Origin of the sequence: Sulfuricella denitrificans skB26 (assembly GCF_000297055.2) — a bacterium.
In the GTDB taxonomy this organism is placed as follows: Bacteria; Pseudomonadota; Gammaproteobacteria; order Burkholderiales; family Sulfuricellaceae; genus Sulfuricella; species Sulfuricella denitrificans.
The window spans coordinates 1,388,250-1,408,209 of sequence record NC_022357.1; the positions used below are offsets into that span (position 1 = coordinate 1,388,250).

Here is a 19,960-nt window from a genome sequence, read left to right on the forward strand (position 1 = left end):
TTGATGGACCAATATGCCATAAAGTTTTCGTAGGTTGGGTATCGCTACGCTCAACCCATCCTACACAGGCTATCAGGGCTTGCCGAATAAATCGTCGAGCGGATTCTTGCCGGCAGGGGCGTTGGCGGAAACGCGCTTCGCGGTGAACTCTTCTTCGATGTTGTCGCGATAGTAGCTCCAGGCCGAACCCGAACTGCTCAGGCGGCGCCAGGCTTCCTCGCCGACGCCGCTGTATTGCAGCATGCTGCCGTCGTCGAGTTGGACTTGCAGCAACCGGGCGCGCGCATCGTAGCCGATGGCGCGTAACTTACCGGAGTTGATCTTTTTCATTTCCATGGTGGAATTCTGGAGATATTTAGAGCCCGATTCTTTTGATTTATTGCGATGCTGTCCCCATTGGCACTTGAGGCGCTGCCTTTTTGTCACGAACAAAAATTGTTTTGTCGCTTTTGCGCAGCTCGAAAAGCCCAATGGCCTGAAATAAATCCTTTAATTTGGCGTAACCATAATTGCGAGAATCAAAGGATGCTTGTTTGGCAATATGCTGCCCAACCGTACCAAGTCCAGCCCAACCTTCATCATCTGCCGCCGATTCGACTGATTTTCGTAGTAGGTTCACCAGGCGTGTGTTGGCTTTGAGTTCTTTTGTGCCAACCTTGCTAGCCACAGGCTTCGCTGCCTGCGACGGTGTTGGTGTGAGGGGTGCTCTGGCTGATGATGTAGCCTCCTCTGCTCTTACAACGACTGCTTTTGCCTCAAGACTCGTTTCAAGTGGCACTGACGCACCGAGATTTTCCAGATACAGAAATTTTGAACAGGCATTGACGAAGGGGTCTGGTGTTTTCTTTTCCCCGAAACCGAACACTTTAAGCCCGTTAGCACGAATACGCATCACCAGTGGCGTGAAGTCGGAATCACTCGATACGATACAGAAGCCGTTTAAATTCTTGGTGTAGAGCAAATCCATTGCATCAATGATCATGGCCATGTCGGTCGCATCTTTACCTTTGGTGTAGGCGAACTGTTGCATAGGCTGAATAGCGTAATCATGCAGCACATTTTCCCAACTTTTTAGGTGCGGACTTTTCCAGTTTCCAAAGGCGCGCCGAATATTGATGACTCCATAGTTGGCAAGTTCATCAAGTATCTCTTCAATCTTGCTCGCAGGGCTGTTATCCGCATCAATCAGCAAGGCAATGCTTGTGTCATGAGTCATATCAAACTACCTCCACCATTAAACGGGGACAGACTGAGCTAACCACGGTTTATCCAACAGTTCAGGCGGCCTGTTTTTCATGCAAACCCTCCCACCCGATGCACGCTAGCCATACATATTGCGGAATCAAATCAACGGGGTCAGCATCGCTATTGTTTTTAAACGGGCAATCCGCCACCAAGCGCCCCGGCGAACCGAAAACATTCTGGATTTCTGAATTCATTGTGGCTTTTCATTTTCTTCGACTATTGCATTCGCCCACTCCAAAATATCTTGCGCCAACGCCTCTGCTTCTTCGCGGGTGATAAGGGGAATTGTCTGATCGCCATAGCGAAACTCGACCGCATAGGGGTTGAGTAGCCCCAGTTCTTCGGCGTTGCGTGGCAAAGAGATGCTGGCTTGTTCAATCCGGTCGGCGAGTTCGTAAAGGTCGTGGGTGCGGCGGAACTCTACCCCGTTGGCGAACAGAACGGCTTTCAGACATTTTTCGATGGTCTGCTGAGCATGAAAAATCGCGATGGCCTCGCGTATGTGAGGCGTTGCGGCCAGTGTTCGGAACGCGGCAAGATCTTCGCTTGCCAAGCTCAGGAAGCGGCGCGCTTCGTCAAGCGAGGCCGTCATGCAGCACCTTCCCTTCCTTGACGGCCCAGTACAGCACGGTGCCGGGCACTTGGCTGCGGCGCATGGCTTCATCTTTGGAGTAGATCAGCACATCCACCCCGGTGCCGATTCGTCCGATGGCTTTGCGCAGTCGCAGGTATTCCGTCTTGTCGGCGACTTCCTGCTCGATGACCATCAGGTCGAGATCGGAACCTTCGTCCGCCGTCTCACGGGCGTAGGAGCCAAACAGGATCACCCGGCAAGGCGAGCTGGCTGCGGCGGCCAATCGTTCGGCAGCGGCCTGGATGGTTTGGGCGTCGAGCATGGCGAGATCCCTTATTAAATTGCGATAATGACAGTCTACCTGCTAATCGGCTTGTACCGAATCCGCTTAGGCTTCGCGCCTTCTTCGCCCAGCCGCTTCCGCTTGTCCGCTTCGTATTCCTGATAGTTGCCGTCGAAGAAGGTCCATTTGGAATCGCCTTCGCAGGCGAGGATGTGGGTGGCGATACGGTCGAGGAACCAGCGGTCGTGGGAGATGACCAGTACGCAGCCGGCAAACTCGAGCAATGCGTCTTCCAGCGCGCGCAGGGTTTCCACGTCGAGGTCGTTGGAGGGTTCGTCGAGCAGCAGGACGTTGCCGCCGGCGATCAGCGTCTGTGCCAGATGCAGGCGGCCGCGCTCGCCGCCGGAGAGCTGGCCAACCATCTTGCCCTGATCGGAACCCTTGAAGTTGAAGCGGCCGATGTAGGCGCGCGCCGGGGTTTCGTATTTGCCCACGGTGAGGATGTCGTTGCCGCCGGAGATCGCGTCGAACACGGTCTTGTCGTTCTGCAGCGAATCGCGCGCCTGATCGACGTGGGCGATCTTGACGGTGGTGCCGATCTTCACGGTGCCGCTGTCCGGCTGTTCCTTGCCGGTGATCAGCTTGAACAGCGTGGATTTGCCCGCGCCGTTCGGGCCGATGATGCCGACGATGGCGCCGGGCGGCACTTTGAAGCTGAGGTTGTCGATCAGCAGGCGGTCGCCAAAGGCTTTGCTGACGCCGTCGAACTCGATGACTTCGTTGCCGAGGCGTTCGCCGACGGGAATGAAGATTTCCTGCGTTTCATTACGCTGCTGGTGTTCCTGTGAATTGAGTTCTTCGAAGCGGGCGATGCGCGCCTTGGATTTCGCCTGGCGTCCCTTGGGGTTTTGCCGCACCCATTCCAGTTCCTGCTTCATCGCCTTCATGTGGGCGTCGATCTGCTTGTTCTCGGTCGCCAGTCGCGCGCCTTTTTGTTCCAGCCAGCTCGAGTAGTTGCCTTTCCACGGGATGCCGTGGCCGCGGTCGAGTTCGAGTATCCATTCGGCGGCGTTGTCGAGGAAGTAGCGGTCGTGGGTGACAGCGACCACGGTGCCGGGGAAGCGCACCAGAAACTGCTCCAGCCAGTCTACCGATTCGGCGTCAAGGTGGTTGGTGGGTTCGTCCAGCAGCAACATGTCGGGTTTTTCCAGCAGCAGCTTGCACAGTGCTACGCGGCGCTTCTCGCCGCCGGAAAGGAGCTCGATCTTCGCGTCCCACGGCGGCAGGCGCAGCGCGTCGGCGGCCACTTCCAGCTGATGTTCGGAATCGGAACCGGAGGTGGCGATGATGGCCTCCAGTCGCCCCTGTTCCTCGGCCAGCTTGTCGAAGTCGGCATCCGGCTCGGCATAGGCGGCGTAGACTTCCTCCAGTTTCTGCTGGGCCTGCATCACTTCGCCCAGAGCCGATTCGACTTCCTCGCGCACGGTCTTGGTCGGGTCGAGCTGCGGCTCCTGCGGCAGGTAGCCAATGGAGATGTTGGGCAGGTGCTGCACCTCGCCGTCGTATTCCTTGTCCACGCCCGCCATGATGCGCAGCACGGTGGACTTGCCGGAGCCGTTCAGGCCGAGCAGGCCGATCTTGGCGCCGGGAAAGAAACTGAGGGAGATATCCTTGATGATTTGACGCTTGGGAGGGACGATCTTGCTCACGCGGAGCATGGACATTACGTATTGGGCCATGGTCTTGGATTAGGTGCTAATGAAAAACCATAGCTTAACTCATGACGACGGGTTTTGGGAGTCAAGGAAATCAACAGTCATTTTTAGGCTTATAATTCGCCTGCGACCTTGATCGCACCTTTCATGAAACATTCTGGCCAGGACGACCTCTGATGAATTACCGCCACGGCTATCATGCCGGCAACTTTTGCGACGTATTCAAACACCTCATCCTGACGCTGCTGATCGAGCATTTCAAGCACAAGGAAAAGGGCTTTAGCGTGCTTGACGCACATGCCGGCGACGGCTCCTACAGCCTGCGCGGCGATTTGGCTGCCAAGACGGGTGAGGCGGAAGCGGGTATTTTGCGGGTGCTGGGAATGGCCCATCCTTCGCCGGTTCTCGCCGATTTTCTCAGCCTGGTGCGCCGTCTGGGTTTGCCGGATGCCGAGGGCAAGCTGACCAGCTATCCCGGCTCGCCGCGATTGGCGCGCGCGCTGCTGAGGCCTCAGGACAAGCTGCTGCTGAGCGACATCCATCCGGATGCGTTGAGTTCGCTGGAGCGGTTGTTCCGCGACGACCGCCAGGTGCGTATCCAGGCGCTCGACGCCGCGCTGGCGCTGAAGTCGCAGTTGCCGCCGGAAAGCAGGCGCGCGCTGGTGCTGCTCGATCCGCCGTACGAAGAGCCGGACGAGTTCCGACGCCAGCTGACCGCCCTGAAAGAAGCTTACAAACGCTTTCCCACCGGCACCTATGCCATCTGGTACCCGATAAAAAGCCCGGAGCCGGTACGGCATTTCCACCGTCAACTGGCTGCCAGCGGGATGAAACCGATACTTACCACGGAAATCCACCTCGCCCCGCTAAACAACTTTCAGCTCAACGGCAGCGGCATGACGATTATCAATCCACCCTGGAAACTCGACAAACAACTGGGTGAACTGTTGCCGGAACTGCTGGCCGCGCTGGGCGCGGAAAAAACCGGCAAAGTTCGTCTGGAATGGACCGTGCCGGAGTAATGGGTCTTTCATGATCTGCGCACCTGAACAGGGACTCTCGACGTTCTTTGCCTGGCTGGAGTGACACATGAACAAGTGGTCCATTTTCTTTCTGTTGTTCTCCGCTTTCGCCACACAGCAAGTGCAGGCGGAAATCTACAAAATCATCGGCGCCGACGGCAAGGTGTCGTATGCCGACAAACCCTCTCAGTCCGCCACTGCCAAAACCGAGAAGTTAAAGGTCCAGACCTATTCCGGCACCCCCTCGGTTTCCTCGTTCAATGGTTCTGTCAAAAAAGTGACGATTCTGTCCGCGCAATGGTGCGGTGTCTGCCGGCAGGCCAAGGCTTATATGAGCAGCCGCAAGATCGCCTTCGAGGAATGGGATATCGACCAGTCCGACTATGCGCGCTCAAAAATGAGGGAGCTGGGCGCCAAGGGCGTTCCCGTCATCCTGGTTGGCAAGCAGAAAATGGTCGGCTTCTCTCCGGAAGGGCTGGATGACATGCTGCAAAAGGCGGGGGCGTTATGATGGAGAGACAGGCAATGGGCAACTTGCCCACCATCTGAGAAATAGCACTTATTTCCGCTGGAGTTCCCACGGCGGCACCGGATTGGAATCAGCCCACAACCCATTACGGTGAATCTTCGCTTCGAATTCTGCCCGCTCGTACTTTGATTGATCTTCCGGGGTTTGCTCTTTGGCATGGCCCCTGTACCACCAGGCCTGTCCGGTCTTGATTTGCTCCAGGCCGGCATCAAGCGTCTTGGGGCAGTCACGCTGGTTATGGCAGGGCGAATCAAACGGGGCGACCATGACTTTGCCGATAATGCGCCCATAGCGATCTCGTTTATTCCATTCGACCACCACGTCACGACCGTTTAGCAAAGCCCCCAGCATTTGATGTGAACGATTCCCGAACGCTTGAAACTTCTCCGGCGCATCTGTGCCAATTAACCATACCTTGTGTTGCTGGTTTGAGTAATCCTTAACGGTAATGGTGTCGCCATCCGTAATTTGAGTAACCCATCCCGTGAGCGTTTCAGCCTGGGCGATGGGTCCGAGGCTGGAAAAAATCAGAGTAGCAGCGAGAGTAAAGCAGCGTGTATTCATGTAGGAAAGGCCCCGTTTGTCTCATGCTCCAGTACCTGTAAAAACTCGTCGCCGTATTTCGCCAGCTTGGCCTGGCCCACGCCGGTGATTTCGCTCATTTCTCTCAGGGTGCCGGGGCGACGGTTGAGAATTTCCAGCAAGGTGCTGTCGTGGAAGATGACGTAGGGCGGTACGCCTTGCTCGCGGGCGAGTTCGGTACGCTTGGCCTTGAGGGCTTGCCACAGCGGGTCTTCGTTGGCTCCGGCGAAGGCTTCGCGGGCGCGGGCGCCGCGTTCGGCCTTGCTGGTTCGGCTTTTCTTGGCCGGCTCGGCATCGCGCCGCAGCCAGACTTCCTGCTCGCCGCGCAATACCGGGCGGGATTCTTCGGTCAGGCGCAGGCCGCCGTAGGCTTCGATGTCTACGTTGAGCAGTCCGGCGGCGACCAGCTGGCGGTAGACGCTGCTCCATTGCGTTTGGCTGAGCGCCTGGCCGATGCCGAAGGTGGTGAGTTGCTGATGGTTGAATTGTTCGACTTTTGCTGTGGCCTTGCCGAGCAGGACGTCGATCAGGTGGACGACGCCGAAGCGCTGGCCGGTGCGGAAGACGCAGGAGAGCGCCATCTGTGCGGGCTGGGTGGCGTCCCAGGTGTCGACGGGTTCCAGGCAGTTGTCGCACTGGCCGCAGTCGCCGGGGTGTTCCTCGCCGAAATAGCGCAGGATGGTCTGGTGGCGGCAGGCGGTGGCCTCGCAGAAGCCGAGCAGGGCATCGAGCTTCTGCAGTTCGACCCGCTTGCGCTCGGCAGGGGCATCGCCGGAACTGAGCATCTGGCGCATTGAAACTACATCGCCCAGGCCGTAGGTCATCCAGGCATCCGCAGGCAGGCCGTCGCGACCGGCGCGGCCGGTTTCCTGATAGTAGCCTTCCATGCTCTTGGGCAGGTCGAGATGGGCGACGAAGCGCACGTTGGGCTTGTCGATGCCCATGCCGAAAGCGACGGTGGCGACCATGATCACGCCTTCCTCGCGCAGGAAACGGCGCTGGTTGGCGTTGCGCGTGGCGGCGTCGAGGCCGGCATGGTAGGGCAGGGCATCCCAGCCTTTTTCCTTGAGCCAGGCGGCGGTCTCATCGACTTTTTTTCGCGACAGGCAATAAACGATGCCGGCATCGTTGGCGTGTTCGGTTTCCAGAAATGCTTGCAACTGGTTGCGGGCGTTGGCTTTCAGCGCCACCCGATAACGGATGTTCGGACGGTCAAAGCTGGAGACGAACTGGTGGGCCTGTTCCAGCGCCAGACGCTCGACGATTTCGCGCCGGGTCGGGGCATCTGCCGTGGCCGTCAGTGCGATGCGCGGCACCGCCGGAAAACGCTCGTGCAGAACCGTCAATTCCCGGTATTCGGGGCGGAAGTCGTGCCCCCACTGCGATACGCAGTGGGCCTCGTCGATAGCGAACAACGCCAACCCCGGGCCGGCTTGCACTTGCTCCAGCGCACTCAGGAAATTGGCCATCAGCAGGCGCTCCGGGGCCACATAGAGAATGTCCAGGTCGCCGCGCATCAGGCGACCAAATACGTCACGGGCAGCATCGGCGGCCAGGCTGGAGTTGAGGAAGGCAGCCTTGACTCCGAGTTGCTTGAGGGCGTCTACCTGGTCCTGCATCAGCGCGATCAACGGCGACACCACGATGCCGACACCGTGCCGCAACAGCGCGGGGAGTTGGTAGCACAGGGATTTTCCTCCGCCGGTCGGCATCAGCACCAGCGCGTCGCCACCCGACGTGACGTGTTCGACGATGGCCTGCTGCTCGTCGCGGAAAGCGCTGTAGCCGAAAACGTCGTGGAGGATTTGCTGGGCGGAGGGGGAGGGCATGGGCGGTCGAGCGGATAAAATGCTATTTTACCCTTTCATAGTCTTCCCGGGTTATGCAATGCGCAGAGTCGGCTCTGACATGTTAGGGCGCAGTTGTGTATTGTTTCTGTTAAACTAACTAGTCTTAGATCGGTACAAAAGAGTCTGGCTTCCAAGCTAAGCTTTATTTCCTTCCTTGATCACGAATACCAACTTAAAGGGTGATATAACTTGGCAAAACCTAATTTTCAATATGAAAAGCGTCAGAAAGAGCTGGAAAAGAAAAGAAAAAAAGAAGAAAAAGCTCAGCAGAAATTGAATAAAAACCAGCCCCAGGAAAACCCCGCTCAATCTCCGGATGAGGGCAGCGCCAATCCGCCTCCGGCTGAGTAAAGTGTTATGCTTTTTCCTCAGTCATTTTTACAAATGATGGCTGATTCCCCCATGGCGGGTATGGTGACTTCCCAGTTCATTTTCTTGATATAGTCAGCCAACGTCTGGGCGGCGTGCAGTTCGCCGTGAACCACGAAGGTTTGGCCGGGCGGCCGCTTGAACTGTTTGAGCCAGTGCAGCAAGGCGGCCTGGTCGGCATGGGCCGAGAACCCGCCGATAGTGTAAATCTCTGCGCGCACGGGAATTTCCTTGCCATAAATGCGCGCCGTTTTCGCCCCATCCACCAACCGCCTTCCCAGCGTGCCCTGGGCCTGGAAGCCGGTGATCAGGATGGTGTTCTGTCTTTTTCCCAAGTTGTTGATCAAGTGAAACTTGATGCGTCCGGCATCGCACATGCCGCTGGCGGAAATAATGATTGCGCCTGAATGGATGCTGTTCAGCGCAATGGATTCTTCCGCGCTACCGGTAAAAGTGAGTTTCAGCGGAACGTGATTCTTTGCTTGCCAGGCGGTGAGTTCCCTTGCCTCCTCGTCGAACATTTCCATGTGCCGCATGGTGATATCCGTGGCTTTGGTCGCCATCGGCGAATCCACATAAACGGTCAGATTCTTGAACCGCCCCTGGCGGGTGAGTTCATGAAGAAAGTAGATGATTTCCTGCGTACGGCCCACAGCGAAGGCAGGAATGATGACATTGCCTTTTTTTCGGAGCAGCGTGTCATTGATGGCATGTACGAACTCTTCGGCGGTCGCGGGCAGGTCTTTGTGCAAGCGGTCGCCGTAGGTGGATTCGACGAAAAGGATGTCGGCTTCTTCGATTATGGTGGGGTCGCGCAGGATGGGTTGACCGGGCTGCCCCAGATCTCCCGAGAAGACCAGCTTGGTCTGCTTGCCTCCAGCCTTGACCCATACTTCGATAATGGCCGATCCCAGAATATGGCCGGCATCCCGGAAGCTACATTGTACTGAAGGGTGCGGGGAGATCTGCGTATCGTAGGAAACCGGCTCCAGTCTGCCCAGACAAATTTCCGCTTCGGCCATGCTGTACAGTGGAGCGGCTTCCGCACTGAACTTGCGCTTCTTCCTGGGGTTTTCCTCCCGGCGGCGGTTTTCCCTGCTGGCTTCGATTTCCTGAATGTGGGCGGAATCCGGCAGCATCACGCCCAGCAGATCGGCGGTCGCGGTCGTAGTGTAAATCTGACCGTCAAAACCTGCTGCAACCAGTTTGGGCAGCAAACCGCTGTGGTCGATGTGGGCGTGAGTCAGCAAGACAAAAGCGATCTCCCGGGGATTGAACTTGAAAGGCTGCGCGTTAAGTTTGTCAGCCTCGCGGCCACCCTGGAACATGCCGCAATCCACCAGGAATTTGACCTCCCCGGTTTCGATCAGATAGCAGGATCCGGTGACTTGCTGTGCGGCGCCGAGGAAGGAAATTTTCATTGTGTCCTCCGGGTGTGTCTGGGGCTAAACTGGGTAGGGCAGGGGCAGGAAGTGCAGGGCCGGACCCTCCGGGAGTTTAAAGTGTATCGCGCCGGCGTCCACGCTGCTGGTGGGAATTACCGCCAGCAGATCATAGCCACCATCGGGAGCGGGCTGGGCATTCACCACCATGCCTGTCGTCGACTCTGCGCCGAACAACTCATCTCCAGGCTGGGGCACATTGTCCGAGTCGAGATGGGCGAGATACAAACGGCGTTTGACCTTGCCGAGGTATTGCGTACGCGCCACGATTTCCTGTCCGGTGTAGCATCCCTTGTTGAAGCTGACACCGCCGATGGCTTCGAAATTCGCCATTTGCGGGGTGAACTGTTCCTGGGTCTGGGGCAGGATGACGGGGATGCCTGCATGAATTTCCAGCCATTCCCAGCAGGCGCTGCCAACTGGGGTGGCTTGAGCACTTAATTCCTCCCACAGAGCAGGCCCTTGCTCCGGGGTTACAGCGATCTCGAAGCGCGTTGCGCCGAGGCGGATGATCGTCCCCCTGTCGTGGCGAACGACGCCCAGTACATCAGATGGCAGTGCGCCGATGGCGGCTTGCAACAAGGCTTCGGCGCCCATGCCGGCCACACCGAGGCGAACCGATTCATCGCTGGCATCACGCACTTTGACCTTGGCGCGCAGCACGTACATCGTCAGCCGCTTCTGGATACCGGCTTGCAGGGTGGCGGGTAGTTGCAGAAAATAACCATCAGCGTCCCGCCATAGCAGGAAGCTCGCCAGCATCCGGCCTTTGGGCGTGCACAAGCTGTTGTATTGGGCGCGGTCGGTGGCCATCCTGACATCGTTGGTGGTCTGGCCTTGCAGAAAGGTCTGACTGTCTTCGCCATTGAAGCCGATCACTCCGCGATGGGATAGGTCGGTGAGGATGGTGCCGGACTGTGCAGCCAGCAATTCTTTTTCCGGATTGCCGAAATGAATGGCATGATCGTCTGCCAGGGTGGCACCCGCTTTAACGAGATGGTCTTTCCAGGTGTGGTTCATATTTTGACGGAGTTTTGATAGTGATGTTGGTTAACATAAGGCCAATTAGCCATTTTTACAAGGGTTGCAGGTGGAGACGCTGACAATAGAGGTCGGGCCGTCCCGGCGCCTGGCGGGTTTGCTCGCGGGAATGCATGGCTTTGCTGCCGCGGTGTTTTGGCTGGCGCCACTACCGCTATGGCTCGCCGTCTCGCTGATGTCGGTGTTACTCGGCAGTGCCTGGCATACGCTGAGGCGCGATGGTTTCCGTACGCTGCAGCATTCGCTGGTTGCGTTGCGGCTCGATGCCGATTGTCGCTGCGAATTTCAGACCCGCACCGGGGCGTGGCACGAAGCCGCCCTGCTCGGCAGCAGCTTCGTAGCTCCCTATTTGACCGTGCTGAATTTGAAGCCGGCTAGTGGTCGACTGGTGAAACATCTGGTGATTCTTCCCGATGCAGTCAATGCGGAAGATTTCAGGCGACTGCGGGTTTGGCTGAAATGGCGATGTTCGAAGATGGAGTAGTCGGCTATTTTTCGCCCGGCACCAGTACCGTGTTTTTCGCTTCGGCCAGCTGTTCCGGATAATCCCGGCTGTAATGCAGGCCGCGGCTTTCGTGGCGCAGCATGGCGCATTGCACGATCAGGTCGGCGGTGAGCACCAGGTTGCGCAGTTCGATCAGGTCGTTGCTGACGCGGAAGTTCTGGTAATACTCGTTGATTTCCTCGGTGAGCAGGCGGATGCGGTGCTGCGCCCGTTCCAGGCGTTTGTTGGTGCGCACGATGCCGACGTAATCCCACATGAAGCGGCGCAGCTCGTCCCAGTTGTGGGAAATGACAATGATCTCGTCGGCGTCGGTGACGCGGCTTTCATCCCATTCCGGCAGGGCAACCGGCGGTGTTTGCGGCTGCTTGAGGATGTCCTTCGCGGCGGCCTGGGCATACACCATGCATTCCAGCAGCGAATTGCTGGCCAGGCGGTTGGCGCCGTGCAGGCCGGTGCAGGCAACCTCGCCGATGGCATACAGGTTGGGGATGTCGGTGCGCGCAGCGCTGTCGGTGACAATGCCGCCGCAGCTGTAGTGTGCCGCCGGCACCACGGGTATGGGCTGGCGCGTGATGTCGATGCCCAGTTCCAGGCAGCGTTCGTAGATGTTGGGGAAGTGTTCCTTGAGGAAAGCGGCCGGCTTGTGTGAAATGTCGAGATAAACGCAATCCAGACCGCGTTTTTTCATTTCGAAGTCGATCGCGCGTGCGACTACGTCGCGCGGCGCCAGTTCGGCGCGAGGGTCGTAATCCTGCATGAATCGGGTGCCGTCGCGCAATACCAGGATGCCGCCTTCGCCACGCACCGCTTCGGTGATCAGGAAAGATTTGGCGTGGGGGTGATACAAACAGGTGGGGTGGAACTGGACAAATTCCATGTTCGACACCCTGCATCCGGCGCGCCATCCCATCGCGACGCCGTCACCGGTGGAAACGTCGGGGTTGGTGGTGTAGAGATAGACCTTGCCGGCGCCGCCGCTGGCCAGCACGATATGCCGGGAGGCAAAAGTTCTGACCTTGCCTTTGTCCTTGTCGAGAACGTACACGCCGTGACAGGCATTATCTTCTAGCCCGAGCTTGCCGCCGGTAATCAGGTCGATGGCGATATGGTTTTCCAGCAGGGTGATGTTGGCATGGCTTTTGATCTTTTCCGCCAGGGTGACCTGTATCGCGTGGCCGGTGGCGTCGGCAGCGTGGATGATGCGGCGGTGGCTGTGGCCGCCTTCACGGGTCAGGTGGTAGCCGGTGCTGTTGTCCGCATCCCGGGTAAAGGGCACGCCCTGCTCGATTAGCCATTCGATCGCGGCCCGGCTGTTTTCCACCACGAAGCGGGTGGCTTGTTCGTCGCATAGTCCTGCACCGGCGATCAGGGTGTCGCTGATGTGCGCCTCGATCGAGTCATTCTCCGCCAGCACGGCGGCGATGCCGCCTTGCGCCCAGTTGCTGGCGCCATCCAGCAATCCGCGCTTGGTGACGACCGCCACACGCTGGCTTTCGGCAAGGTTCAGCGCCAGCGTCATGCCGGCCAGTCCGCTGCCGATGATGATCACGTCGAAATGCGACATGTACATTGTTCCTTTGTCTTTAATAGATATGCGGTGGAAATGATAGCACGCAACATCGGTGCGGAGCAGGGAGGAGTTTTTTCGAAACGGGCCTGTCAATAACCATTTCGGTGAGTGAACTATTCTGCGGCAGGGATGTCTTTAAAATAGGTTGCGTTCCCTGAAGTGGATGAGGGCGCTATACTGAAATCATTGGATGGCATGGGAAGGCCCTGCCATCAATGGGGACAAGTATAATGGCGCTGAATTTCAGGGAAGGCCCAAATGGGTGATCGTGAGATTGACCAACAACTGGTCGAGCGAGCGCAGCATGGCGACAAGCATGCTTTTGAACTGCTTGTGGTGAAGTATCAGCGCAAGCTGGGGCGATTGCTGTCGCGCTTTATCCGTAACCCGACTGAAGTAGAAGACGTGGTTCAGGAAGCGTTCATCAAGGCGTACCGCGCACTGCCTTCGTTTCGAGGTGATAGCGCTTTTTATACTTGGTTGTATCGGATCGGCATCAATGCCGCCAAGAATTATCTGGTGTCTGAAGGCAGGCGACCGCCAACGACGACGGAGTTCGACAGCGAAGAGGCCGAAGGTTTTGAAGATGCAGAACAGCTTCGCAATATTAATACGCCTGAAAATGAACTGATGAGCAAACAGGTTGCCGAAACTGTGAACAAGGCAATGGATACTCTGCCCGAGGAACTTAAAACCGCGATCACACTGCGAGAAATCGAGGGCCTGAGTTATGAGGAAATTGCGAACACGATGAATTGCCCGATTGGGACGGTACGCTCGAGGATTTTTCGTGCTCGCGAAACGATCGCCGAGAAGTTAAGGCCTCTGCTGGGAACTGATATAGATACGAGGTGGTGAACATGATGGAAAGTCGAATATCTGCGCTGACAGATGGTGAACTGGATCATGAAGAGGCAAATGAAATTTTGATTTCTGCCAGAGAACAAACGGAATTGCAGCAGAAGTGGAATATGTATCACCTGATCGGCGATTCCTTGAGACACACTTCCGCACTTTCACCCGATTTAAACGCTCGAATCGCCAGTCAGTTGGCAAAAGAGCCGACGGTTCTGGCTCCCCGGAGACCACTTCCGAACCGGCGCCCCTTGATTGCTCTGTCTGCCGCGGCATCGATTGCGGCAGTTTCCCTGGTGGCGTGGGTAGCGATGCAATTCAATCATGAGCGTGACCCGGGTGCGGCAGCCAGTGCCATGATTGCAGAGGCGAGCACGGCGAATAGTGCCGCTTCCGAGATAAACGTCAATGGTTACCTGGCGGCACATCATGAATATTCAAATGCCGTCCAGTCGTCCCGATACTACCAACGCGCGTCCCTAGAAAAATCACGGGATGGAGGTCGATGAGAGTATTACTCCTCGCTGTCGCCGCGCTGTTGGGTATGATTGGTGTGTCACAGGCAGCTGATGTGGCGCAACAGACTGACGCGCTAAGCTGGTTGAAAAAAACCACCGTTGCGGCGCACCAACTCAATTACAAGGGTACCTACATCTATCAGTATGGCGATCATATTGAAACCAGCAAAATCACCCATATCAAGGATGAAAGCGGCGAGCATGAAAAGCTCGAGGCGCTGGAAGGTTCTCCCCGTGAAGTGATCCGCAACAATGAAGAGGTGCTGTGCTTCACTCCGGATAGCAATACTTCCGTTGTGGTGGAAAAAAGGAAGATTGAAAAATCCTTCCCTGACCTGTTGCCCAGGCAGCTTGATGGTATCACCGAGAATTATCGGGTGCGATTCGCTGTATCTGATCGTACGGCCGGCCACGCCTGCAAGGTGCTTATTCTCGAACCCAGGGATCAATACCGTTACCAGCATAAACTCTGGATCGATCAGGCCACGGGCTTGCTGCTTAAAGCCGGTATGCTCAACGAAAGGAGCGAGATGATTAGCCAGTTTGCCTTCACCCAGGTGGAAATTGGTGGGCAGATAGACAAGGAATCCCTGAGGCCCAAAATTGCCGGTAAAAAAGTGCTGGTGTCCAGTGAACCGGCAAATGAGATGGAAATGCAGCAAAGCGAGTTGAGTTGGCAGGTGAAGCAGCTCCCGCCAGGTTTTACCCAGGTAACGGTGATAAAACGCACGATGCCGGGGAAGGGCGTGCCGGTGAAGCATCTGGTGTTTTCTGATGGCCTGGCGACGGTTTCTGTTTTTATCGAGCCTGTTGCAACCGAGATAAAGCCCATGCAAAGAGTGGTTCGCCAGGGTGCCATCCATGTTTATACGCGGATGGTGGCTGACCACCAGATTACGGTGCTTGGCGAGGTTCCAGCCATTTCAGTGATGCAGATCGCGAATTCCGTCAGCAAGAATTAGGTGATGCCATGATCGAAACTGAAGCGATAGTCGTGAAAATAGAGCATGACGTTGCCTACGTTCAGGCGGACCGGAAGTCGAACTGTAGCAGTTGCAGCCAAAGTAGCTGCGGCACTTCGGTGCTGGCAAACTTTTTTGCTCGGAAGACGCCGCTTTATCGCGCCAGCAACGAAGTCGGCGCAAAGGTCGGAGATCGGGTTGTGGTCGGCATGAATGAGTCAGCCTTGTTCAAGGGGACGATGCTGCTTTACCTGTTTCCTCTACTGTTATTGTTTGTTGGTGCGGTAGCGGGGAGTGCGCTGGCTGTTACCGCGGATGTTAAGGATGGGTATTCTGTAGCCGGCGCCTTCATTGGACTGGCAACGGGTTTTCTCGGATTGAAGTTGTTTTCGTCGAAAATGGGGTTGGGCAGACAATTCCAGCCGGTCATCCTGAGCCGGATGGTCGATATGCCAGTAAGTGTGGTGAGTTTTGCGGGTGGCTTGAAGAAGTGAGTTTTTTTCAATAATTAACTTTGTTGAGGTGGTTAAAAAATGAAGAAGTTGTTGTGCACTTTTTTCCTGATTTCTTTTTCCGTGTTTTCCTATGCCAAGGATCTGCCGGATTTCACCGAGCTGGTTGAAAAGCAGGGTCCGGCGGTGGTAAATGTCAGCATAACCCAGACCGTCAACCAGGAGGAAATGTTACCTCAAATGCCGAATATTCCGGAGGGCGATCCATTCTTCGATTTTTTTCGTCGTTTCCGGCCACCCCACGGCGGCATTCCGCATGAGTTCGAGTCGAAGTCTCAGGGTTCGGGCTTCATTGTCAGCGCAGATGGTTACATTCTCACCAATGCGCATGTCGTGGATGGGGCCGATGAGGTCACCGTGCGATTGACCGACAAACGCGAATTCAAGGCCAAGGTGATTGGCACGGATCGCAGGACGGATGTGGCGCTGATCAAAATCGAGGCGACCGGGCTACCCAAGGTGGTAGTCGGTAATCCCAGCCAGCTTAAAGTTGGAGAGTGGGTGGCGGCGATTGGCTCCCCTTTCGGTTTTGAAAATAGCGTCACTGCCGGTATCGTCAGCGCAAAGGGACGCTCATTGCCGCAAGAAAACTACGTACCCTTTATCCAGACCGATGCAGCGATCAATCCGGGTAATTCGGGTGGACCATTGTTTAACCTCAGAGGCGAGGTGGTCGGCATCAACTCCCAGATATACAGCCGCACTGGCGGTTATATGGGTGTCGCTTTCGCTATTCCCATCGACGTGGCGATGGATGTTGCCGACCAGTTGCGTATTCATGGCAAGATCAGCCGCGGCTGGCTCGGTGTGATGATTCAGGAAGTTACCAGGGAATTGGCCGAGTCGTTCGGGTTGAAAAAAACGGAGGGGGCACTGATCGCGGGTGTTGAGAAGGGTGGCCCGGCGGATAAGGGGGGGCTGGCGCCAAGCGATGTGATACTGAGGTTCGACGGCAAGCCGGTGGGTAATGCCAGCGAGTTGCCTCTCCTGGTTGGTGCGACCAAGCCTGGAAAACAGGTGGAGGTCCAGGTGTGGCGCAAAGGTTCGGCCAGGAATTTGGCCCTGGTCGTGGGGGAAACGCCGACCGAGAAAGTGGCGCAGCGCCCTGGCAAGATGGAAAGCGCTGCTGGCAGGCTGGGTCTGGGTTTGAATGACCTTTCCGAAGCGCAGAAAAAAGAGTTGCAGATTCCGAACGGCGTGGTGGTGGTGGAAGCTCAAGCTTTGGCCGCACGAGCGGGTATCCAGCGCGGCGACGTGATTACGGCTGTCAACAATAGTGACGTGAAAAGCGTCGAGCAGTTTAATCAGGTTCTTACTGGTTACAAGGCCGGGCAGAACATTGCGCTACTGGTGCGGCGCGGAGAGCGCGCACTGTTCATTCCATTCAAGATGCGATGATCGGTGGAATCGTATTGACGGTCTACGGGCGTGAAGACTGCCATCTGTGCCACGATATGATCGCGGAGCTTGAGGCGTTTCAACCGGATTACCCTTTTTCGCTGGAAATTGTCGATGTGGAAGAAGATGAAAACCTGGAACGGCAATACGGCCATTTGGTGCCCGTGCTGACTGGCAACGGCGAGGAAATCTGTCATTACCACCTCGATCCGGTCGCGCTTGCTGCTTATTTCGGCAAAATCCGGTAAAATCCGTCTTTCTCAAAAAAGAAAGGGCACCGCAAAGTGCCCTTTTTTACTGACACAAACTTATGAAGCACATCCGCAATTTTTCCATTATCGCTCATATCGACCACGGCAAATCCACCTTGGCCGATCGTATGATACATTTCTGTGGCGGACTCTCCGATCGTGAGATGGAGGCTCAGGTGCTTGATTCTATGGATATCGAGCGCGAGCGCGGTATTACCATCAAAGCGCAGACTGCTGCCCTGACCTACAAAGCCCTGGATGGACAACTTTACCAGCTTAACCTGATCGACACCCCCGGCCACGTGGATTTCTCCTACGAAGTCAGTCGCTCGCTTTCCGCCTGCGAGGGCGCTCTGCTGGTGGTTGACGCTTCTCAGGGCGTGGAGGCGCAGAGTGTGGCGAATTGCTATACCGCCCTTGAGCTGGGTGTAGAGGTCGTGTCGGTACTCAACAAGATCGATCTTCCCAGCGCCGAGCCTGAGCGAGTGATGAAGGAAATTGAGGACATCATTGGCATAGATGCCAGTCATGCGGTTCTGTGCTCGGCCAAGACCGGTCTGGGTGTGCAGGATGTGCTGGAAGCGGTCATCGCCCGGATTCCAGCGCCCAAGGGCAACCCGGATGGCCCCTTGAAGGCGCTGATCATCGACTCGTGGTTCGATAATTATGTCGGTGTAGTGATGTTGGTGCGCGTGGTGGATGGTGTGCTGAAACCCAAGGATAAAATCCTGCTGATGGCCAGCGGCACTGAACACCTGTGCGAACAGGTCGGTGTGTTCACGCCCAAATCTCAGGCCCGGACGCAACTGTCGGCAGGCGAGGTGGGTTTTGTCATTGCCGGGATCAAGGAACTCAAGGCAGCCAAGGTGGGCGATACCGTAACCCTGGCCGGAAAGCGTGCCAGTGAGGCACTGCCGGGCTTCAAGGAAATCCAGCCGCAGGTGTTCGCCGGCCTGTATCCGGTGGAATCTCATGAGTACGAAGCGCTGCGCGATGCGCTGGAAAAACTTAAACTCAATGATGCCTCGCTACACTATGAGCCGGAGGTTTCACAGGCACTAGGGTTCGGATTCCGCTGCGGATTCCTCGGACTGCTGCACATGGAGATTGTGCAGGAGCGATTGGAGCGTGAATATGATATGGACCTCATTACTACCGCACCGACGGTGGTGTATGAGGTGGTGATGCGCGGCGGCGAGGTACTGGAAATCGAGAATCCCGCCAAGTTGCCCGAGCTATCCAAGATCGAGGAAATCCGCGAGCCGATCATCACCACCACTGTTCTTGCACCGCAGGAATATGTGGGTGCCGTGATGACGCTGTGCAACCAGAAGCGCGGCGTGCAGAAGAATATTCAGTACTTGGGGCGGCAGGTGATGCTGACCTACGAGATGCCGATGAATGAAGTGGTGATGGATTTCTTCGACAAGCTGAAATCGGTATCGCGCGGTTATGCCTCAATGGATTACGAGTTCCTGGAATTCCGTACTTCAGATCTGGTAAAAGTGGATATTTTGATCAATGCTGAAAAGGTGGATGCCCTGTCGGTGATCGTTCACCGAGCTAACAGCCAGTACCGGGGCCGAGAAGTAGCCGCCAAGATGCGCGAGCTGATTCCGCGTCAGATGTTCGATGTGGCGATCCAGGCGGCCATCGGTGCTCAAATCATCGCACGCGAAAACGTCAAGGCACTGCGAAAAAACGTGCTGGCGAAATGCTACGGCGGCGATATCAGCCGCAAGCGCAAGCTGCTGGAAAAGCAGAAGGCAGGTAAAAAACGCATGAAACAGGTTGGCAATGTGGAAATTCCGCAGGAAGCTTTTTTGGCAATTTTGCAGGTGGACAACAAATAGGGATGAGTCATGGGTAATGAGTAAATGGAATTTGCCTGTTACTCACTACCCATCACCAAAAAGGGTAACCAATGAATTTTCCGTTAATCATGTTGATTGCGCTGGTAGTTACCGGCGTCATCTGGCTGTTCGATATTTACGCTCTTAAGCCCCGTCGAGCGGCGGGTGCCAAGGAGCCGCTTCTGGTCGAATACTCCAAGAGTTTTTTCCCGGTTATCCTGGTGGTCTTCATGCTGCGCTCTTTCCTGGTCGAGCCGTTCAAGATCCCTTCCGGTTCGATGATGCCGACGCTGCTGGTAGGTGATTTTATCCTGGTGAATAAATACACTTATGGTATTCGTTTGCCGGTGGCCAACAAGAAGATCATCGACATCGCTTCGCCGAAAAACGGCGACGTAATGGTTTTCCGCTATCCGGAAGATCCCTCGCTGGATTACATCAAGCGAGTGGTTGGTGTACCGGGCGACAAAATAAGCTATCAGAACAAGCAGCTTACCATCAACGGCAAACCGTTGAAAATTGAAAGCCTGGGCAACTACAGTTACGTTAAAAGTGGGTTGAATTTCGTGAACGCCAACCTGATCAGCGAACAGTTGGGGGAACACAACCACCAGACGTTGGTTCAGCCTGAGGCGCCGGTACTTCGTCTGGGCGACGTGCGGCAGTTTTCCAACCGAGAAAATTGCGCTTACAATAACGAGGGCTTTACCTGCACTGTGCCGCAAGGGCACTACTTCATGATGGGCGACAACCGCGACGATAGCAACGATAGTCGCTACTGGGGATTCGTGCCGGACCGCAACATTGTCGGCAAGGCTTTCATGATCTGGTGGAACTTCGATGATCTCAAGCGCATCGGGAAATCAATTGATTAAAGGAGGGGT

23 protein-coding genes are annotated in these 19,960 nt (G+C 56.2%); 12 read left to right on the plus strand and 11 right to left on the minus strand.

Annotation, left to right across the window (positions count from 1 at the left end):
• Nucleotides 1-72: 72 nt before the first annotated feature.
• The 6 genes from SCD_RS06820 to ettA form a co-directional block, all read right to left on the minus strand.
• Complete coding sequence (locus tag SCD_RS06820) at nt 73-336, minus strand: KTSC domain-containing protein (protein WP_009205845.1); 264 nt, start codon at nt 334-336, stop codon at nt 73-75.
• A gap of 40 nt (nt 337-376) precedes the next feature.
• Nucleotides 377-1,216, minus strand: a complete 840-nt coding sequence (locus SCD_RS06825) for an NYN domain-containing protein (protein WP_009205844.1) — start codon at nt 1,214-1,216, stop codon at nt 377-379.
• Between the two features lie 61 nt (nt 1,217-1,277).
• Nucleotides 1,278-1,439, minus strand: a complete 162-nt coding sequence (locus SCD_RS16615) for a hypothetical protein (protein WP_009205843.1) — start codon at nt 1,437-1,439, stop codon at nt 1,278-1,280.
• Nucleotides 1,436-1,837 carry a HEPN domain-containing protein gene (locus tag SCD_RS06830; RefSeq protein WP_009205842.1) on the minus strand — a complete coding sequence of 134 codons (402 nt, stop codon included), beginning with the start codon at nt 1,835-1,837 and terminating at the stop codon, nt 1,436-1,438. Before SCD_RS06830 ends, SCD_RS16615 begins: the two co-directional genes overlap by 4 nt.
• Nucleotides 1,821-2,141, minus strand: a complete 321-nt coding sequence (locus SCD_RS06835) for a nucleotidyltransferase domain-containing protein (protein ID WP_009205841.1) — start codon at nt 2,139-2,141, stop codon at nt 1,821-1,823. The genes SCD_RS06830 and SCD_RS06835 overlap by 17 nt, the downstream gene beginning before the upstream one ends.
• Before the next feature lie 35 nt (nt 2,142-2,176).
• Complete coding sequence (gene ettA, locus SCD_RS06840; RefSeq protein ID WP_009205840.1) at nt 2,177-3,841, minus strand: energy-dependent translational throttle protein EttA; 1,665 nt, start codon at nt 3,839-3,841, stop codon at nt 2,177-2,179.
• Between the two features lie 152 nt (nt 3,842-3,993).
• Between ettA and SCD_RS06845 the strand changes: the two genes are divergently transcribed.
• Together SCD_RS06845 and SCD_RS15650 are read left to right on the plus strand one after the other, a co-directional pair.
• Complete coding sequence (locus SCD_RS06845) at nt 3,994-4,839, plus strand: 23S rRNA (adenine(2030)-N(6))-methyltransferase RlmJ (RefSeq protein ID WP_009205839.1); 846 nt, start codon at nt 3,994-3,996, stop codon at nt 4,837-4,839.
• A gap of 67 nt (nt 4,840-4,906) precedes the next feature.
• On the plus strand, nt 4,907-5,350 hold the full coding sequence (locus tag SCD_RS15650) for a glutaredoxin domain-containing protein (RefSeq protein WP_009205838.1): 444 nt from the start codon (nt 4,907-4,909) through the stop codon (nt 5,348-5,350).
• 48 nt (nt 5,351-5,398) lie between these two features.
• Here SCD_RS15650 and SCD_RS06855 read toward each other — a convergent pair whose 3' ends face one another.
• Complete coding sequence (locus SCD_RS06855; protein WP_009205837.1) at nt 5,399-5,932, minus strand: thermonuclease family protein; 534 nt, start codon at nt 5,930-5,932, stop codon at nt 5,399-5,401.
• Nucleotides 5,929-7,779: a DNA helicase RecQ gene (gene recQ, locus SCD_RS06860; protein ID WP_009205836.1), complete on the minus strand. Its 1,851-nt coding sequence runs from the start codon at nt 7,777-7,779 to the stop codon at nt 5,929-5,931. Before recQ ends, SCD_RS06855 begins: the two co-directional genes overlap by 4 nt.
• 210 nt (nt 7,780-7,989) lie before the next feature.
• On the opposite strand from recQ, the gene SCD_RS16630 reads away from it, so the two are divergent.
• A complete protein-coding gene (locus SCD_RS16630; protein WP_009205835.1) occupies nt 7,990-8,151 on the plus strand; it encodes a hypothetical protein in 162 nt (53 codons plus the stop codon).
• A gap of 17 nt (nt 8,152-8,168) precedes the next feature.
• Here SCD_RS16630 and SCD_RS06865 read toward each other — a convergent pair whose 3' ends face one another.
• Both SCD_RS06865 and ygfZ read right to left on the minus strand, forming a co-directional pair.
• Nucleotides 8,169-9,590 carry an MBL fold metallo-hydrolase RNA specificity domain-containing protein gene (locus tag SCD_RS06865; protein ID WP_009205834.1) on the minus strand — a complete coding sequence of 474 codons (1,422 nt, stop codon included), beginning with the start codon at nt 9,588-9,590 and terminating at the stop codon, nt 8,169-8,171.
• Between the two features lie 24 nt (nt 9,591-9,614).
• On the minus strand, nt 9,615-10,631 hold the full coding sequence (gene ygfZ, locus SCD_RS06870; protein ID WP_009205833.1) for a CAF17-like 4Fe-4S cluster assembly/insertion protein YgfZ: 1,017 nt from the start codon (nt 10,629-10,631) through the stop codon (nt 9,615-9,617).
• A gap of 70 nt (nt 10,632-10,701) precedes the next feature.
• Between ygfZ and SCD_RS06875 the strand changes: the two genes are divergently transcribed.
• Entirely contained in the window at nt 10,702-11,136 is a 435-nt protein-coding gene (locus tag SCD_RS06875; protein WP_009205832.1) for a protein YgfX, read from the plus strand.
• A 4-nt stretch (nt 11,137-11,140) separates the two neighbouring features.
• Here SCD_RS06875 and nadB read toward each other — a convergent pair whose 3' ends face one another.
• Entirely contained in the window at nt 11,141-12,721 is a 1,581-nt protein-coding gene (gene nadB, locus SCD_RS06880; protein WP_009205831.1) for an L-aspartate oxidase, read from the minus strand.
• 264 nt (nt 12,722-12,985) lie between these two features.
• Between nadB and rpoE the strand changes: the two genes are divergently transcribed.
• The 8 genes from rpoE (at nt 12,986) to lepB (ending at nt 19,951) form a co-directional block, all read left to right on the plus strand.
• Nucleotides 12,986-13,585 (plus strand): RNA polymerase sigma factor RpoE, encoded by a 600-nt coding sequence (rpoE, locus tag SCD_RS06885; protein ID WP_009205830.1) that lies wholly within the window; start codon nt 12,986-12,988, stop codon nt 13,583-13,585.
• Between the two features lie 2 nt (nt 13,586-13,587).
• Nucleotides 13,588-14,091: a sigma-E factor negative regulatory protein gene (locus tag SCD_RS15655; protein ID WP_009205829.1), complete on the plus strand. Its 504-nt coding sequence runs from the start codon at nt 13,588-13,590 to the stop codon at nt 14,089-14,091.
• Complete coding sequence (locus SCD_RS06895; protein ID WP_009205828.1) at nt 14,088-15,062, plus strand: MucB/RseB C-terminal domain-containing protein; 975 nt, start codon at nt 14,088-14,090, stop codon at nt 15,060-15,062. The genes SCD_RS15655 and SCD_RS06895 overlap by 4 nt, the downstream gene beginning before the upstream one ends.
• Nucleotides 15,063-15,070: 8 nt before the next feature.
• Nucleotides 15,071-15,556, plus strand: a complete 486-nt coding sequence (locus SCD_RS06900) for a SoxR reducing system RseC family protein (protein WP_009205827.1) — start codon at nt 15,071-15,073, stop codon at nt 15,554-15,556.
• A 39-nt stretch (nt 15,557-15,595) separates the two neighbouring features.
• Nucleotides 15,596-16,972, plus strand: coding sequence for a DegQ family serine endoprotease (locus SCD_RS06905; RefSeq protein ID WP_009205826.1), 1,377 nt, complete (start codon nt 15,596-15,598; stop codon nt 16,970-16,972).
• Complete coding sequence (locus tag SCD_RS06910; RefSeq protein ID WP_009205825.1) at nt 16,969-17,220, plus strand: glutaredoxin family protein; 252 nt, start codon at nt 16,969-16,971, stop codon at nt 17,218-17,220. The genes SCD_RS06905 and SCD_RS06910 overlap by 4 nt, the downstream gene beginning before the upstream one ends.
• A gap of 62 nt (nt 17,221-17,282) precedes the next feature.
• On the plus strand, nt 17,283-19,076 hold the full coding sequence (gene lepA / locus SCD_RS06915) for a translation elongation factor 4 (protein WP_009205824.1): 1,794 nt from the start codon (nt 17,283-17,285) through the stop codon (nt 19,074-19,076).
• A 71-nt stretch (nt 19,077-19,147) separates the two neighbouring features.
• Complete coding sequence (lepB, locus tag SCD_RS06920; RefSeq protein WP_009205823.1) at nt 19,148-19,951, plus strand: signal peptidase I; 804 nt, start codon at nt 19,148-19,150, stop codon at nt 19,949-19,951.
• The last annotated feature ends 9 nt before the right edge of the window (nt 19,952-19,960 follow it).